The sequence below is a fragment of the Pseudophaeobacter sp. 1A09344 genome (assembly GCF_041008745.1).
Classification (GTDB): domain Bacteria; phylum Pseudomonadota; class Alphaproteobacteria; order Rhodobacterales; family Rhodobacteraceae; genus Phycobacter; species Phycobacter gallaeciensis_A.
Map to the genome: position 1 here is coordinate 255,201 of NZ_JAXGFS010000002.1, position 14,355 is coordinate 269,555.

General features: G+C 60.3%; 17 protein-coding genes. 3 read left to right on the forward strand and 14 right to left on the reverse strand.

All coding sequences use genetic code 11. The features are described 5' to 3' along the window. Positions 1–10: 10 nt before the first annotated feature. The 3 genes from csgH to SM765_RS04350 all read left to right on the forward strand — a co-directional run bounded on the left by csgH (position 11) and on the right by SM765_RS04350 (position 1,913). The gene (csgH, locus tag SM765_RS04340) at positions 11–382 is read left to right on the forward strand and encodes a curli-like amyloid fiber formation chaperone CsgH (protein WP_274832729.1); all 372 of its coding nucleotides are present in this window, start codon (positions 11–13) and stop codon (positions 380–382) included. A gap of 16 nt (positions 383–398) precedes the next feature. Further along, the gene (locus SM765_RS04345; RefSeq protein ID WP_082996023.1) at positions 399–1,172 is read left to right on the forward strand and encodes an SH3 domain-containing protein; all 774 of its coding nucleotides are present in this window, start codon (positions 399–401) and stop codon (positions 1,170–1,172) included. A gap of 333 nt (positions 1,173–1,505) precedes the next feature. Further along, positions 1,506–1,913 (forward strand): GIY-YIG nuclease family protein, encoded by a 408-nt coding sequence (locus SM765_RS04350; RefSeq protein ID WP_368981418.1) that lies wholly within the window; start codon positions 1,506–1,508, stop codon positions 1,911–1,913. Positions 1,914–1,975: 62 nt separating this feature from the next. Here SM765_RS04350 and SM765_RS04355 read toward each other — a convergent pair whose 3' ends face one another. The 14 genes from SM765_RS04355 to SM765_RS04420 all read right to left on the reverse strand — a co-directional run bounded on the left by SM765_RS04355 (position 1,976) and on the right by SM765_RS04420 (position 14,353). Beyond that, a complete protein-coding gene (locus SM765_RS04355) occupies positions 1,976–2,269 on the reverse strand; it encodes a hypothetical protein (protein ID WP_368981419.1) in 294 nt (97 codons plus the stop codon). Positions 2,270–2,419: 150 nt separating this feature from the next. Further along, entirely contained in the window at positions 2,420–2,659 is a 240-nt protein-coding gene (locus tag SM765_RS04360; RefSeq protein ID WP_368981420.1) for a hypothetical protein, read from the reverse strand. Next, the gene (locus tag SM765_RS04365; RefSeq protein ID WP_368981421.1) at positions 2,656–2,868 is read right to left on the reverse strand and encodes a hypothetical protein; all 213 of its coding nucleotides are present in this window, start codon (positions 2,866–2,868) and stop codon (positions 2,656–2,658) included. The genes SM765_RS04360 and SM765_RS04365 overlap by 4 nt, the downstream gene beginning before the upstream one ends. Further along, a complete protein-coding gene (locus SM765_RS04370) occupies positions 2,865–3,383 on the reverse strand; it encodes a M15 family metallopeptidase (protein WP_368981422.1) in 519 nt (172 codons plus the stop codon). The genes SM765_RS04365 and SM765_RS04370 overlap by 4 nt, the downstream gene beginning before the upstream one ends. Before the next feature lie 4 nt (positions 3,384–3,387). Then, the gene (locus tag SM765_RS04375) at positions 3,388–3,627 is read right to left on the reverse strand and encodes a hypothetical protein (protein WP_368981423.1); all 240 of its coding nucleotides are present in this window, start codon (positions 3,625–3,627) and stop codon (positions 3,388–3,390) included. Positions 3,628–3,636: 9 nt separating this feature from the next. After that, on the reverse strand, positions 3,637–6,276 hold the full coding sequence (locus tag SM765_RS04380) for a sialidase family protein (RefSeq protein ID WP_368981424.1): 2,640 nt from the start codon (positions 6,274–6,276) through the stop codon (positions 3,637–3,639). A gap of 15 nt (positions 6,277–6,291) precedes the next feature. Further along, positions 6,292–7,149 (reverse strand): hypothetical protein, encoded by an 858-nt coding sequence (locus tag SM765_RS04385; RefSeq protein WP_368981425.1) that lies wholly within the window; start codon positions 7,147–7,149, stop codon positions 6,292–6,294. 182 nt (positions 7,150–7,331) lie between these two features. Continuing rightward, a complete protein-coding gene (locus SM765_RS04390) occupies positions 7,332–9,491 on the reverse strand; it encodes a TrbL/VirB6 family protein (RefSeq protein ID WP_368981426.1) in 2,160 nt (719 codons plus the stop codon). Continuing rightward, the gene (locus SM765_RS04395) at positions 9,491–10,924 is read right to left on the reverse strand and encodes a hypothetical protein (protein ID WP_368981427.1); all 1,434 of its coding nucleotides are present in this window, start codon (positions 10,922–10,924) and stop codon (positions 9,491–9,493) included. Before SM765_RS04395 ends, SM765_RS04390 begins: the two co-directional genes overlap by 1 nt. 9 nt (positions 10,925–10,933) lie before the next feature. Beyond that, positions 10,934–11,482, reverse strand: a complete 549-nt coding sequence (locus SM765_RS04400; protein ID WP_368981428.1) for a YcbK family protein — start codon at positions 11,480–11,482, stop codon at positions 10,934–10,936. A gap of 3 nt (positions 11,483–11,485) precedes the next feature. Next, positions 11,486–12,283 (reverse strand): hypothetical protein, encoded by a 798-nt coding sequence (locus SM765_RS04405; protein ID WP_368981429.1) that lies wholly within the window; start codon positions 12,281–12,283, stop codon positions 11,486–11,488. Positions 12,284–12,366: 83 nt separating this feature from the next. After that, a complete protein-coding gene (locus tag SM765_RS04410; RefSeq protein WP_368981430.1) occupies positions 12,367–12,768 on the reverse strand; it encodes a GNAT family N-acetyltransferase in 402 nt (133 codons plus the stop codon). Further along, the gene (locus tag SM765_RS04415; protein ID WP_368981431.1) at positions 12,765–12,920 is read right to left on the reverse strand and encodes a hypothetical protein; all 156 of its coding nucleotides are present in this window, start codon (positions 12,918–12,920) and stop codon (positions 12,765–12,767) included. Before SM765_RS04415 ends, SM765_RS04410 begins: the two co-directional genes overlap by 4 nt. Next, a complete protein-coding gene (locus SM765_RS04420) occupies positions 12,917–14,353 on the reverse strand; it encodes a packaged DNA stabilization protein (protein WP_368981432.1) in 1,437 nt (478 codons plus the stop codon). The genes SM765_RS04415 and SM765_RS04420 overlap by 4 nt, the downstream gene beginning before the upstream one ends. Positions 14,354–14,355 lie beyond the last annotated feature (2 nt).

Here is a 14,355-nt window from a genome sequence, read left to right on the forward strand (position 1 = left end):
TGGCTGCGCCATGCGTCGACTGCTTTCGACCCTTGGACTTGCCTGCACCGTTTTGATGTCCGCGGGAACATCCACCGCCACAGCGCAATCCGCTGCAGCTGAGATTTCGATCATTCCCACCGCTCAAGGTGTGGAAATCGAAGGTCGCGTGATCGGACTGGACGAGGGTGAGGTGCAGGCTGCTCTGACAATCGTCAAATCCGACTCTGGCGGAACCTCCAACCTGACACAAAGCCGTGCAATCGGAATACACCGTGGGGAACGTCATGTCATAGGCAAGACGACCCTTTCGATACAGCCCGGCGGCAAGCTCTCGGTCGAGTTATCCGTAACGCAAGACGGAGCCGAAATCGCCACCGCGGTGTCCACATTCGGACCATAATTTCCAAGGAACAGGAATGGTAATGCTCAAATCGCTTTCTCTGGGTGCGCTTGCCGCGCTTGTAACGCTGATTGCGCCCCCGTCGTCTGCTCAAACTAAAGAACAGCTGCTTGAAGCTTTTTCCGGGAACTGGGTGGTCTTCGACACCGCATTCTCGACCAGTTCCACACCGTGTTCGCTCAGCCTGGAAAACAAGGTGGAACTCCACGGGGTAGTTGAGGAGTCTCAGTTGCGCCCCGTCGCCAATAGCCAAAACTGCGTTGTGCCGCTGAACAGCGTTTCAGCTTGGGACATCGAGCAGAACCAGCTTGTCCTCTATGCTCAGCAGGATGTTGTTGTTGCTCGGTTGGGCGGCAACCAATCCCGTGTCACAGGCGATCTGTCCGATTCTTTTGTCAGCCTCATTCTAGAACGACCAAACGGCGACGCCTATCAGGCCGCCTTCAGCCAGGCTGTGCGCCAACACCGTTGCATTTACCTTGGCTACACAAGCGACTGCGCAGAACGTTCCGATCTGGCAGCCCCTGTCATGAGCGAAGATGGGGGTGTCGTTGCCTCTCTGGGCCTTCTGGTCAACCTGAATGTCCGCGATCAGCCCAGGCGGGATGCGCGGATCGTGGGTACACTGCCGCAAGGCGCATGCCTCAAGGTGAATTACTGCACTGTAGCCTCGGACGGTATCTGGTGCCGAGCCCGCTTCGGAGAAGCCAGCGGCTGGGTCAGCAAGACCGCACTGCGCCAGGAGAAATGGCCTGTCGCGACCTTCGTCAACGGCTGTGAAGCAGAATAATAGCTAAAGACAAGCGACCGTGTTCTCAGAAGGATGCGGTCGCCTCTCTGCAGCCTCGCAGCACTGCGCCGCACGCCGCCAGAGGCGCCAAACTGCAGGCATCAAAACACAACGCGTCCAGAACATCAGATCCGGGCGTTAGGCATTATATGTCGCTTTCGGATATTTTTTCTTCTAACGGCGGCAAACGTGGTTTGCGTTGCAGAAGTTTTTGGTAGCGGAGGAGGGACTTGAACCCCCGACACGCGGATTATGATTCCGATACAAGGCTTTGAATTTACGTCTGAAAGTTGCAAACTGGTAGGAAATACGGCGCAAAGGAATCAAAGGGTTATGAGCAAAATGCAAACCAAGACCCCGGCCTTGAGATACATCCAAATGGAGCGGGAGCCATGCCAGCTTTACAGGCTTTATGGGGATGATGGGAAGTTGCTCTACATCGGGATAGCTAGGAACGCCAAGCGCAGAATATACCAACACAGAGGCAACGGAACGTGGGGGCATATGATCGTCCGCAGTGAGGTTGAGGACTGCAGCACCAGGAAGGAGGCATTGGCAAAAGAAGAGGCGCTTATTCGGGCCGAGAGGCCACCTTACAACAAAGCTTTCACCGGCAGGAGGGGGCAATCATTCGAAAATAGTGCCCGCCGACCCAAGAAGGACCGGCTCCCGGAATTTTGCATCTATGCATTCTTGGATGAACTCGCTGAGACGAACAGAGAGCGGAAGAAACAGGAATAGCCCAGGTTCAACGCCATACCCCAGAAACGAAAAAGCCCCGCACGATGGCGGGGCCTCTTTCTTCACGCCGGATCACCGTCCGGCAGGGATTCGGACAGCACCTCGAAGGACTGGCCGGACGCCACAAGGCAAGTGATGCCGTTGGGCATTGTCGCGGTGATGGTCCAGGTGCCGGTCTCGATGCTGGCAAATGTCTCCATCATCACGCCCTGCCCGCCGATGCCGATGCTCTGGCGGCTTTCGCCGTATTTGTCGGCCAGCCGCTCGATCACCACCTCTCGTGGTGCGCAGTTCCGGCCTTGGGCCGCCGCCGTGATCGGCAGCAGGCACAGAAGCGCTGCAATGAATGCGCGCATATGCTTTCACCCCCTTTCTGTGTCTAGGGGTTGCAGGTTGCAGTCATCCTTGTGTCCATCTCGGCCACCCACCGGAGCCAGCCATCAGGCAGGGCATCGGGGTCGGCAGGCATGGTGACGCGGGCCTCGGCATAGGCGCTGCACCCGGCCTCACCAGCTATCGGAGTTGTCGCGCACCCGGCCAGCCAGAGCATCCCGGTCAGCGTCGCGCAGATCTTGAACAGCATCGCGCCCTTCCTTCTGTCGTTTCGCGGAATCGGCCAGCGTCTCGATGTACGTCTCCTTGCGGCCCTCGGCCTTCTTCGACCGGCCCCAGCCCCAGAGCGCGCCCATGGTGGCGAGGATACCGATGGCCCACGGCAGCAGGTCAGCCAGCAGAGCGGAGATCATTGCGCCTTCTCCTTGGCCGTCCAGCTGGCCCAGAAGCCAAGCCCTGCCATCAGGAGGCCAACCAACGCAGGCCACCCGGCGCCGCCGACCATGGAGCGGATCAGGGCCGCAGGATCGTCAGACGCCATGATGAGCGCCAGCACCGGGCCGACGGCGGTCAGCAGGTGGCGCAGCGCGCCCTGGACCTTCGGGTTTTTCAGTCGGTTCATTTCTGCCCCTTTCCGAATAGGCTGAAAATTGCATTGATGATGGTCGACCAGATCGACGGATCCGGCTCCGGCGCTGGGACTGCCGACGCGCCATCAGCGCGCACCAGTCGCGCACGTGGCGCCATGTCCTGCTTGCCGTAGCTGTTCCACGAAAGCTGCCAGTGCGGCCCGTCTTTGAAGCTGGTCCAGTCGCCACCCCATTCGATGTCGACATCCAGTTCCTCGGCGGCCTCTTTGATGACCGGGGCAAGCTTGTGATAGAGCGGCCAATCCCATGAGACAGTGCCGCCGCTCATCGGGGCAACGTCGACGGCATGGCCGGTCAGGTGCCGGCTGTTCATGGTCTTGGACGCGCCGCTGTCGACAAGCTGTCTCTGCCGTTCCTTGGTGCGCAGCCCTTCCAGAACGGTGAAATCAACCGGGCTGCGGCTGATGGCAAGCTCCATGACCCTGACAAGATCAGGGTGCACACCATCAAGCCGCTGGCGGCTGCGTTTGGAGAAACGAAACGTCATGGGATCACCCCTTCTGGGAAATATCGCGGCGCAGCTCCTTCACGTCGCTTCTGATGTCGAGCATCATTTGCCGGTCTTCCTCCCGGCGTCCGTCGCGCATCTCGATTTCGCGCTGGAGCATCTCGATTTGCTTCTGATTGGTGAACACCCGGCGAACCACCCACAGGCCACCGCCCGCAAATGTCACCACGAACCACCCCGCGAGGCTCTGGGTGGCTTTCTCTGCCATCTCTGAAAAGCTCAATTGATTTCCTCAATTATCTGCGTATGAAATCATGTGCCAGTTTAAGCCATCGAAATGCAGTACGATCCGGTCGGCTACATTATTCAGTACGCGATCCGAGCCACAGAAAATGTTACCAGTCGCATGCTTCACGGTGACATCGCGAGCTGATGCTGCAGTCTGAAGAACCAATATGTCACCAGCGCTGCCGCCGTTGATCGTGTCCAGGTCGTCAGTCGCCGCGTCAGCCTCAGTGTCGATGCTGTGATAAGACTTGGAAATTGTTACCGATCCAGATGAAATGGTGATTTCAGTTTTGGCACCAAGGCTCACTTTCTTTTCTGCAGTCAGATCAACAAGCGCATTGACGGATGTGCCGGAGCTACTAAGGATATTCGTTCCTTCGACCTGCCGGTACCATTCACCGCTGGTGTCATCGAAGAAATCCACAGATCTAGTTGATCCATTGATGCGCTGCCTAAAAACAGCCTGGGCGCCGGATGGAGCGTCAACAATACTGTCAGCGTTACCACTCTCAGGAACCACAGAGAGCTGACCTTTGATTTCCGTATCTCCGATCTTCTGGGGTAGAAAATCAGGTGCGTACTGATGCGGAAGCCGATCATATACTGACATGCTAGATGCAGACGCGTCATAAACGATATTGCCTGTTTGAGCGCCTGCTGGGTCTGTATCGCCCAAGTAAACGCGCGCTCTTCTGGCTATCGTTCCAGATTGACCGAAAGCCGAAACGACCCTCCGCACTGGGTCAATTGCGACATTGAAATCTGAATATGAAGTAGGAGCTCCGACATCTTGGATATAAACGCCGCCAGCCCATAGCTCAGTGGTCCCGCCGTTGTCACGGTACTCGATGGCGAAATACCCATTAACCGCATCACCTACAGAGACAATGGTATATTTGTTTGTCGTCGGGGCTGCGCTCACTCTTGCCCTGATTGATAGAACAAAAGGCCGTGAAAATGTGGCAACAGATCCAATCATTTGTGGCGGGATGGTAAGCTCCGTTCCGGAAGCGCTCGGAGGCGTGCCGCTGCCTAGCTCATATTCGTTTTTCCGGCTTCCCGACATAGGTAGACCGTCTGGAAGCGCAAATCTAGCAAATCGGATTTCGTTAGGAGCAGCAGAAGAAGCTTGATCATTTTCCTCAGAATAGAGCACGTATGCAGTTTCACCACTGACATCGATGTCTGAGTAGTGAACGAAATCAGTGGAGTCTGTCTCATTCCCAATTGTGGCGCCGAAAACGAAAGAATGGCCATCGCCGGAACTGAAAAGGTCTAGTGAGTTCCTGTTGTTTGAGTGAGATACCCCAACTCCCAGCCAAAGGTCCGCTTTGGCTCGAGTGAAAATCTTCCTATTCACATGGGTGTCAGACGTTTGGAAAGCAAACGAACTCCATGAGATCAAATCAGACGATGACGCAATCCCGAAGTTATCAGCCACAGTGCCACCGACGCCTGCATTGTTCCTCACCTGACAGTAGTACGTGCCGTCGCTAGCCTGCCATGTGGTAGGCTCCCAAGCATCACCAACACCGATCACGCCGTTAGGGATAACACCTAGCTCGCTCCAAACCCCGCCGCTGCGCCTCAGGAAGCCGATGCGATGATTGGAACCAAACACAGTGACATAGACAACAGGCACGACCAAATCGCCAGCCTGATCGAAAAACGGCTTAAAGCCAACCGCATCGTATGCCACCCCATCGATGCCGTTCTGTCTGGTGAACCCTGCCTCGGCTGCCCCAGTTACTGTGCTGGACAGGTTCAGGTCGCCGTTTGAGGATTCCCACTGGACTCGCTTGATATTCCACTTGCTTGCCGCGCTGGATGCATCTCTTGTGGCGATGTACGTAAAGTTTCGCGTAGCGGTACCACGGTGCGCGACGACGGCTATTTCCTCGTCTTGCGACTGATCGTAAATGACGAAAACCTCGCCTTGAATGGCGCCGTCTCCGCTGGGGTCGAGAGGGTTTTCGGCTGTCGCCGATGTATTTAGCTCCTCTGCTTTTGCACTCCACGTATCGCCGTTATCTGTTGACCTGATAAAACCAGCGCGCTGGCCGGCTGCGCTTTCACTGGCTGAGCTATCGTTGAACAGATAAGCGCCAAGTAGATCGCCAGAGTTTACAACAGCGATTGACGGAACGTGACGGTAAAGACCGCTCCCAGTATCCACCGCCACGCGCGTGATTGCAGGGTTGTACGCGCTAATCGAAAATTTCTGACATCTCTCACGAATGCGCCCTGGATACGCCTCGAATGACTGACTGGAGACCCATGCATCATACTCCAATCGCGTCGGGAACGCCTCTGGCCGAGCGACGCCAAACGGCAGCCACCCGAGCAGATCGCTGATCGCAGTTGCGCCAGTTGTCGCGATGTAGAACACGGTTCCATCTGTGGCGATGGATCCTGCTGGAGCAGTCCCGCCAGCAGCTTTCCAAGTCAGGAAGTCTGCCCGCGTCGGGAAGCTGTAGATCACGGCGGAAAGCGGGAGATACCCGCCCGCAGCCAGCCACTCAGCGATTTCGTCAACGTCAACTCGCCGCAAGACGCCCCCCACGGAGGCAAGCAGGTGGTCATCAGTATCCATCGCGGTTGACGCTTGAACGTCACCGGCGCTGATCAATGGTGTTCTGGTCATATTTACTGCCCCGCCTTAGTTGCCAAGAACCATCACGTAGACCTCGTCAGGGTCTACAGCCGTGCCGGTCGCGCCGATGAACGCGGTGATGCGAAATGAAGTTGTCGTCTTGGTTACGATGCCGCCGCCATCCGTCTTGACGTTCACAATCACGCGGTTATCCAACCCAACGCCGGTGCAGGAGAGAATGACCACGTAGTCATTGTTGGCCTGCGCCGAAGAGAACGTCAGGGTGTAGTCGCCTGTCCCGTTGTCGGTAATGGATGCGCTGAAGCCATTGCGGATCGACCAAGCAGGCGTGCCGGTGCCGACGAACGTGCCCCATGCCTGGACCTTGTAGTCAGAGGCCTGTAGCGCATTGTCAGCGAGGGTGCCCTGTGCTGCCGTGGCATAGTCCGTGCTGTCTGTCGTTGCCGCGCTCCCGAGGCCAAGAGTGGTTCTGGCTGCGGATTTGTTGCTGGACGCGATCAGCGTTTTGCCGAAGCTTGTCACCGCGTTCCAAAGGGCCGTCAGGTTGGCGATGGCCGTCTGCACGTTCGTCGCGCTGTTGCCGGTGATCGGGGTGAAGGTGATCGCGCTGGCGCCGGTCGCGTCTGTGCTGGTGACGTGCCAGTTGTCGGATGGGTATCCCGGCAGGCTGGTGGCCGTGTCCGGGTCGCGGATATCGACCTTGAGACCGCCTGCGGTGTAGGTGGCCGCAAAGTTCCCCGCGCTGTCAGCCACGAGAGGCGCAGTCACCGCAGCACTCAGCGCCTCATCGGAATAGACCGTGAGAGGCGTCGTCGTGCCCTCTGTGTAGAAATACGCCAGCGCGCCGGGAACGATGCTGCCATCGTTCGCCAGCGCACGGGGCAAAAGTACCCTGTTCGCCATGTTCTTGCCTCTGGGAGTTGCAATGCGATCAGCCAGCGCGCATATTGCCTAAATGCGCACGCTATTGATCATCTGGATTTTATTGTCCGCCCCGCTCACCGTGTTCTATATCGGCTGGGGGCTGATGCTGGTCTACGAAACCGCAGGGATGGGAGCGTTCCTGTTTGGATGCGTTTCGCTTTTCACTGGGTTTCTAGCCATCGCGCACCTGTTTGATAAGAGCCAAGGCCAATAGCTCCACCAGCGACCTTGCCAATCAGCGCCGCCTCTGCGTCCTTGATCGGCTGGCCATTCATAGCCCTGCGGACAGCTTTGAGCGCGGCCTGAGCCTCTGCCCCCTTGATCCCGACAAGCGCCTGAGCGATTTCGTCAAAGATCGCCTTTTCTCGTGCTGACATGCTGCGCGGGTCAATGCTGGTCAGCGTGCGGGTAATGTCCTGCGCGGCGTCAAGCGGATTGCCAACATTGCCTGCGGTTCGACGCAGGATACCGGGCGCCGCTTCATCAGCGATCTGACCTTGAACAGACTGGCGGATCGCGGTCTTGGAGTTCGTCGCAATGGCGGCCCGAAGTTCAAGGGCTGCGGCTGACCGGTCCAGCTCTTGCAGGAGGCGGTTTGCCCGCTCACTGCCGATAATCTGCCGCAGCTTGCCGATGTTGGCGCGGCTGGACAGATCCTTGACAAGCTGCATTGCCTCGCGGGCGTCAACGTTCGGATCTGTGATGGTGCGGCGGACGTTCGATAGGCCTTCCTCGATACCCTCGCGGAGACCCTGGCGCAGGGCAGCCTTTGCTTCTGCCGAAACGCCCTGCCGCATAAAACGCTGCACGTCCTCTGCGGTCACGCGGCGGGTCAAGAGGTTCTTACCAAGCTCCAAGGCCTCGTCGCGCTGGATCTTGTCACCGCCAAGGCGCAATGCCTTGCCATATTCAGGCACGGCCTCGCGCAGCGCGTCGCGCAGCTGGCCGGACAGCCGGCGGGCGCGGTTGCCTGCCTCTGTCAGTCGCCCGAACTGATCGGTGTTCCCACGCGACACATCGTCAAGGGCGCGCTTGAGGAAATCAAGCTGCTGCACGTTCGGCATTTCGCGAAACGCCACTGCGCCATCGTCGGCAATCTCCGCCATGATCTGCTGATTTCGGATGCCCGCCGCCGTCATGGCGTCGTTTGCCTCGCTGATCGCACTGTTGAGCGTGCGTGCCGGAATGCGGGAAAGCACATCCTCCACACCGCGCCCAGCTGGGGCGGCGTAGTCAATGGGCTTGGAATACGCCAGATCATAGGCCGCACGCCGCGCCGATGAAGTCTCGGACGCGATGCCACGAGCCGCAGTCTTTACCCCCTGCGGCTTCCCGAGGAGTCCGTCAAGGGTCTGCCCGAGGCGCTTTCCTACCTGAGTGGCACGGGTCTCAGCCGCATCACGCGCCACGCGCAGGGCGGTTCCACCGGTGCTTGCGCTGGCGTCCAGAAGCGCCGAAGTGCCGGGGCCAGCATCCGCCAGCATCGCATCGTCGCCAAGCTGAGAGAGCCGCTGTGCCGCCGTGTCGAGATCGTCATTTGCCAAGGCCTGCTTGACAACGCGGGACGCCTCTGGGGACAGGCCGAACTCATCAGCGATGGCGCGCACGTCCAGGCGTTTGACCCGGCGCGCAAGGCTGGTCACGGCTTCTCCGGTAAGGCTTGCAATTGGGCCAAGTGCCAAGGCAAGCCCACCGCCGACAAGTGCGCCCTTTCCGGCCTCTGCCGCGCGTTCGCCTTCCTGTGCCCGGCCTGCGAATGAAGATGCGCCCTCGACCGCGCCACCCGGCGCCGCAATGGCCCCGACGCGCAGCGCCCGTGTCAGCGCATTGCCACCACGCGCGACGAAATCAGCCGCTTTAGTTCCGGCTGCGCCCATCGCCATCGGCACAGCCGCAGCCACCCCGCCGGCGATATTCAGCGCCATTGATTGCCCGGGGCGCTCACGCTCATAGGCCTCAGACACCCGGCGCATAGTCTGCGCGGTCTCGGGTTGCCCCATGGCGGAGACAGCCTCATCCGCCCATTCACCGATCAGCGGAATACCCTGCACGGCCTCCTGCACGCGGCCAGCGACCGGGAATGCGGAGATGTACAGCTCATCCTGCGCCGCCAATGCTGCCGGATCGACCATCTGGCCGGATTCGTTCATGTAGGCGCCTTCTGGGGGCTGGCCGTATGTTCCATCTGCATTGCGCTGCGCTCCGCCGCCTTTGGCAAGCTCAGCACGTCGCGCGGCGATCTGTTCCTTGATGTCGCCGCCTTGGTTCTGCTGCGCCAGTTCAGCGCGACGGGCTGCGATCTGCTCTTGAATGCTCGCCATCAGTAACCCCCGACCTGTTCCAGTCTGGCCTCATAGGCGTCCAGCTGCGCCTCGGTCATGCTGCTGATTGGAGCGGCCATAAGCTCTTCTCGGCCCATCTGCATGATGGCCTGCGGCGTGTATGCGTTGGCCGGCCTGCGGTTCAGATACGACCGGTAGTCGCCCTCTGGGCGAACACCGACCTGATCTTGGCCGCGCTGCTCAATGATCGGGTTGTCACGCATGTAATCGGACCAAACAGCGTTGGCGCCCTCAAGGCTGCCATACTTGCGCGCCCAATCCTGATAGAATGCGTCACGGGTCTGCAGGCGCTTCGCACCGGCCATCATCACCTCTGAAATGATGACGTTGGCCTCTGGCCGTTGGGACATGCCCGGGACAGCCTCACGGAACATGCCCATTTCGCGATCAGTGATTGCGCCCTTGGTCTTTTCGGTGAAGGCAAGCTGTGCCTCCATACCAAGAGACCGCATGGCGCCACGCGCGCCGGGGGTGCCAGGAGCATCAATGCCGACCGCCTCTGCCGCATCCAAAACACCGCCAACAAGGCCGCCAGCGGGGCCAGAGTATCCGACATTCGGAGCGATGACGCCGAGTTGCCCGCCGAGGCTTTCAAGCTGAGCAGCCCCACGGGATGCATTGGAGATCTCTTCGAGGGCCGCCGCGTCTGACGACGACAGCTCCTTGGCCAGCTTTGACGGGTCACGCGGTGTGTTTGTCGCCGCCGGATCCTGACCGCTTGGAATCTGCGGGCCGCCCTGCGCGATCACCGTTCCATCCGGAAGGGTCACATTGAAGCCCTTTCCCTTCTTCGCCTGAGCATAGGAGATACGATCCAGCGGCTTCCGCCCTGCTGCCGTTTCTTCCTGCACATAGCGCTGGTATTCGTCGGCTGGCTTCGGCCCCGCGTTGAACTCTGTCACGCCCTTGAGCGCGTCGAACACATCGCCGTAGATCGCAGCGACCGCGGGGAACTGGTTGAGATCGGAAATCGGCTGCTCACCTGCCTGCGTCAGGATCTGGTTCACCCCATCAAGGTCACCAGCCTGATAGGCCGCGATCCCGCGCATAAGACCTTGCTCGATCTCCGCCGCTGCCTCAGCCGCCTCGCGGGCGTCTGCTGTGCGCGCGTACTCCTCGGCCTGCCGCTTGGCCTCAACCCGGCGCTGCTCCATCAGCTGAGCCTGCGCCTGCATGCCCTGCCGCGTGCCCTGAACTCCAAGCGCCGCGTTCGGGTCGATCCGAGACAAGGCGTTGAGCGCGTTCTGGTCGCCCTGCATGATCTGCGGCCCCTGCGTGTTGAACAGTTGCCGCAGCGCGTTTTGGTCTTGCACGGCGTTGGCCTGACCGGCAGCCACAGTTGACCGGGCCAGCGTGTTCACAAAGTCGGGCTGTTGAACGCCGAGAGCTATGCGGGTGTCCATTCGGGCCATGTCAGATCCTCAGGTGAAAGAAAGCTTCGGGGCGCGACCGGTGGAGGCCATGAAGGCGCGCGGGTCGATGCGGCTGTTTTGCTGCAGGCGATCTTGCATCATCCGTTGCTGCTGCATCTGGGCCAATGCGTTCTGCCCCGGTTCGGGCTGCATTGCGCCGGTGTCGACCATAGCGTTGCCCTGCAGTGCGCCGCCTGTGGGCGCGGGACCACCAAACGCGGACGCCGCCCAATCCGGCAGGGAGTTGCGCGTGTAGTCAGCGCCCCATGCGCGCTCCGGGCCAACATCGAAGTGCAGGGCATTGTCATAGACCCCGATCCCGCTGAACCCAGCCGCGCGGGCGTCGTTGATCAGGGCCAGGCGTGCATCCTGCGGCATGCCTGACACGTCCACATCGAACGCGTTCCCGTGCATGTGCTGGGACTGCTTGGCCCCGCCGACGCGCCGGTTATGCTCCGGGTCGCGGTATGCGGAGTTGACACGCAGGTCGCCGTATTGTGCTGTCAGGCGATCCCATGCGGACAGGGCGCCTGCGGACATGTTGTCACGATAGCTCATAGATCACCCCCAGGGCCGCGTCTGCGGGAACAGGGACGATGTTGGCGCCGCCGTGCTGCCGCCTGAATTGCCCTGCATGTTCTGGTAATTCCAAAGGCCGATTGCGTTGTTGATCCCGCCGGTCAGCGCGTTTGCCGTCCCAACAGCACCAGCAGCCTGCGCGTTTCCGATGTTCGCAAGGGCGTTCCCCGCGCCGCTGGCATAGTTCGCCCCTGCGGTGGCCATGTTGCCCGCTGCGGCCTGCCCCTGCCCTGCCTGACCGGTCAGACGGTTCAGGTAATCGCCATAGAAGGCCCCGGCCAGAGCATTGCCGCGATCCTGCTGCGCCTTTAGCGTCGCCCCGCTGAACAGGCTCCCCCGGCTGGCCGCGCTGTTGTCGATCTGCCTGCGTGCGGTCTTGAGGACGTAATCCTGATAGGGCGTCGCCTCAAAGCCCTGATACTCATAGCCGCCGGTAGGGTTGGCCGCCGCGTATTCATCCGCAGCCGACCGCTCATCAAACACCTGATCGCCGACGCGGTACCGGGTCCGTTCGCGATCCAGCGTGATCGGGTCGATGAACCTCTCCGGATCGTTCGGATCGCGGACCATGCCGCCCTGATCGCCGTATGCCGGTTGCCGCCCGGGCAGGCCCGGGATCGTCTCGGTGAACTCAGTCACAGCCAGCGGGTCGCCGCCGAATGTCGGGCGCTCTCCACCCATCAGCTCGTAGCGCAGCGCATTGCTGTAATCCAAGCCGGTGTCATAGAAGGGTTGGAAGCGTGCGGTTGTCTCGTCGTAGATATCGCGCTCAAGAGCCATCTGGCGGTTTGCCGCAGCCTCCTGCGACCTGGACGCGCTGCGAGAAGCGGACGCACCGATGACCGCTGAGCCTAGTGCTGCACCTATTGCCATGTTCTGAACTCCGTCATAACCACCGCGCCGTCAGGCAGCGATATCCGTCCTGTTTCTCTGAACCCGATCCTGCGGGCAAAGCTGAGCGCGGCCCGGTTCGCCGCGTCCGTCCATCCGATGATTTGCGCCGGGTCGTGGGTGTCACAGAAGGTCTGCAGAATCGCCCGCGCCGGTTTTGCTGTTCGGCCCCACGCCCAAGGCATCACGCCATAATGCGCCATCCAGACGCCCGGCCAGTGATCCTGGTGGAAAACACCGCAGACACCGCTGCAGGCCCAGTATTCAAAGGGATCACCGGGCAGCGCGTCCGGCGTGATCTGTGCGCCCTTTTGCTGCGACGGATGCGCGAAGTATTCCCGCGCCTCATCCACCGTGATCCGGGCCACCTTCACGGGTGGAATGCTTCCAGAGCCGCAACCCGGTCCTGCAGATCCTTCACCGCAAGTACCAGCTTTTGCAGCATCACCTGCGTCTCCTGCGTCGGGTGTCGGTCCTCGCGCACAAGCGGGATATTGGCCTGAGGCGGCTCTACTTTCTGCGTCATGCGACTTCGACCTCTGCTGTTGATTCAACGGTGACATCTGTCGGGTCGCTGATCGTCAGTTCAAAGTTTGCGTTTCTGAACTGGCCAAGAGAGCGCCAGCGGACCACCTTTGCATATTCGCCAAGCGCGCCAATAGACCGGCGCTTTTCCTTGCTCCACGTCTTGCCACGATCCCTTGAGGTGCGCAGCGAAACGAATGCATCGGTTGGCGTGGTGACTGCCGATCCGGCCAAGAGGCCAGTGGCGCCGGACGTGGCCAGAATGTAGCCGCCGCCCGCGTGCAGGCCGGGGTATTCCTCAGCCGTCAGTGTCGAATGCCCGGTCTTTGGCTCAAGGGTCAGGCGCGAAATGCGGAACCGGTCGCCATTCAAGCGCAGGGTACGGCTCACCGCGCGCCCGATCAGCGGGGCGCCGTCATCTGTCGGGGTGCGCTCCAGCGTGTAGATCTTGCCGAACGCGGATCCGGCATAGTCATTTCCGAACGCCTGGACACTATGCGTCATGCTCCACGGGATCAGATCGTCGCCCTCGGCCCGCTCGTGCCATTCGTCCATCACAACGTCATAGATCCACGCGGGGCGGTTCGAGAACCGGATGACGCAGAACTTGTGTCCTTCGTCCTGGTAGTAGAAGCATTCGGTTGGCGTGTCGTCCACCAGCGATGTCTCAACACCGCGCGTTGAGACCGGCTTCATGCCGCCGCCGCTCACCAGATAAGCGATCCCATCATTCCCGACGAAGAACGCCCCGTTCGGAATCTTGGTCATCAGCCCGAAGGCAAGCAGGCCTGTGTCAATGGTGCCGCCGCCCATCGGCGTTGCGAAGTCATCCGCGTTGGTCAAAATCCAGCGTTCAATCGATCGCTCTTTCATCAGCCACAGGATGCCCTGCACCACGACCGCGCGAATTATGTTGTCGTCTCGCTGCTCAGCAGTGGCGAAGTTCAGGGCGTTCACCACGCCAGCGTTTGCAACGGCAGACCATGAAAAACGCCGGCCACCAAGTTCGGTCAGGATGGTGCGTTGCCCCCAGAACTCCACAGACCCGACGCTATCGAAGGCGCCGGATGACGGGGTGTTCAGCGATGTTCCGTTGTAGACGTAGTATTCTCCGCCAGCCGCAACAGCCAGCTTGTCGTTGTTCCCAGAGATCGACACGTTTCCGTCTGCCGACACGCTGCCAACGCTGAGGATGGTGCCGTTCACGTCCATGTTCGATAGATCTGTGCCTGATACGGTCCAGACCTTGCCGCCCTCAAACGACATTGCCCGCATTGGCGCATCGGCCAGCGTGACAAAGAGCACGGTACCAGGAACACGCTTCAGGACGTGCTTGTCCCCTGCCCGTTCCCGGTACAGGTTGACCAGCCGCGAGGGGTCCGCCTGGGTGTTGTCGCCGTCCGTGCGGCTGCGGCCTATCCATTCGACGCGCATTG

What these genes read in the sequence shown, in the direction of transcription:
- csgH (WP_274832729.1), top strand. Translation starts at nt 11, where the DNA reads ATGCGTCGACTGCTTTCGACCCTTGGACTTGCCTGCACCGTTTTGATG.
- SM765_RS04345 (WP_082996023.1), top strand. Translation starts at nt 399, where the DNA reads ATGGTAATGCTCAAATCGCTTTCTCTGGGTGCGCTTGCCGCGCTTGTA.
- SM765_RS04350 (WP_368981418.1), top strand. Translation starts at nt 1,506, where the DNA reads ATGAGCAAAATGCAAACCAAGACCCCGGCCTTGAGATACATCCAAATG.
- SM765_RS04355 (WP_368981419.1), bottom strand. Translation starts at nt 2,269, where the DNA reads ATGCGCGCATTCATTGCAGCGCTTCTGTGCCTGCTGCCGATCACGGCG.
- SM765_RS04360 (WP_368981420.1), bottom strand. Translation starts at nt 2,659, where the DNA reads ATGATCTCCGCTCTGCTGGCTGACCTGCTGCCGTGGGCCATCGGTATC.
- SM765_RS04365 (WP_368981421.1), bottom strand. Translation starts at nt 2,868, where the DNA reads ATGAACCGACTGAAAAACCCGAAGGTCCAGGGCGCGCTGCGCCACCTG.
- SM765_RS04370 (WP_368981422.1), bottom strand. Translation starts at nt 3,383, where the DNA reads ATGACGTTTCGTTTCTCCAAACGCAGCCGCCAGCGGCTTGATGGTGTG.
- SM765_RS04380 (WP_368981424.1), bottom strand. Translation starts at nt 6,276, where the DNA reads ATGACCAGAACACCATTGATCAGCGCCGGTGACGTTCAAGCGTCAACC.
- SM765_RS04385 (WP_368981425.1), bottom strand. Translation starts at nt 7,149, where the DNA reads ATGGCGAACAGGGTACTTTTGCCCCGTGCGCTGGCGAACGATGGCAGC.
- SM765_RS04390 (WP_368981426.1), bottom strand. Translation starts at nt 9,491, where the DNA reads ATGGCGAGCATTCAAGAGCAGATCGCAGCCCGTCGCGCTGAACTGGCG.
- SM765_RS04395 (WP_368981427.1), bottom strand. Translation starts at nt 10,924, where the DNA reads ATGGCCCGAATGGACACCCGCATAGCTCTCGGCGTTCAACAGCCCGAC.
- SM765_RS04400 (WP_368981428.1), bottom strand. Translation starts at nt 11,482, where the DNA reads ATGAGCTATCGTGACAACATGTCCGCAGGCGCCCTGTCCGCATGGGAT.
- SM765_RS04405 (WP_368981429.1), bottom strand. Translation starts at nt 12,283, where the DNA reads ATGGCTCTTGAGCGCGATATCTACGACGAGACAACCGCACGCTTCCAA.
- SM765_RS04415 (WP_368981431.1), bottom strand. Translation starts at nt 12,920, where the DNA reads ATGACGCAGAAAGTAGAGCCGCCTCAGGCCAATATCCCGCTTGTGCGC.
- SM765_RS04420 (WP_368981432.1), bottom strand. Translation starts at nt 14,353, where the DNA reads ATGCGCGTCGAATGGATAGGCCGCAGCCGCACGGACGGCGACAACACC.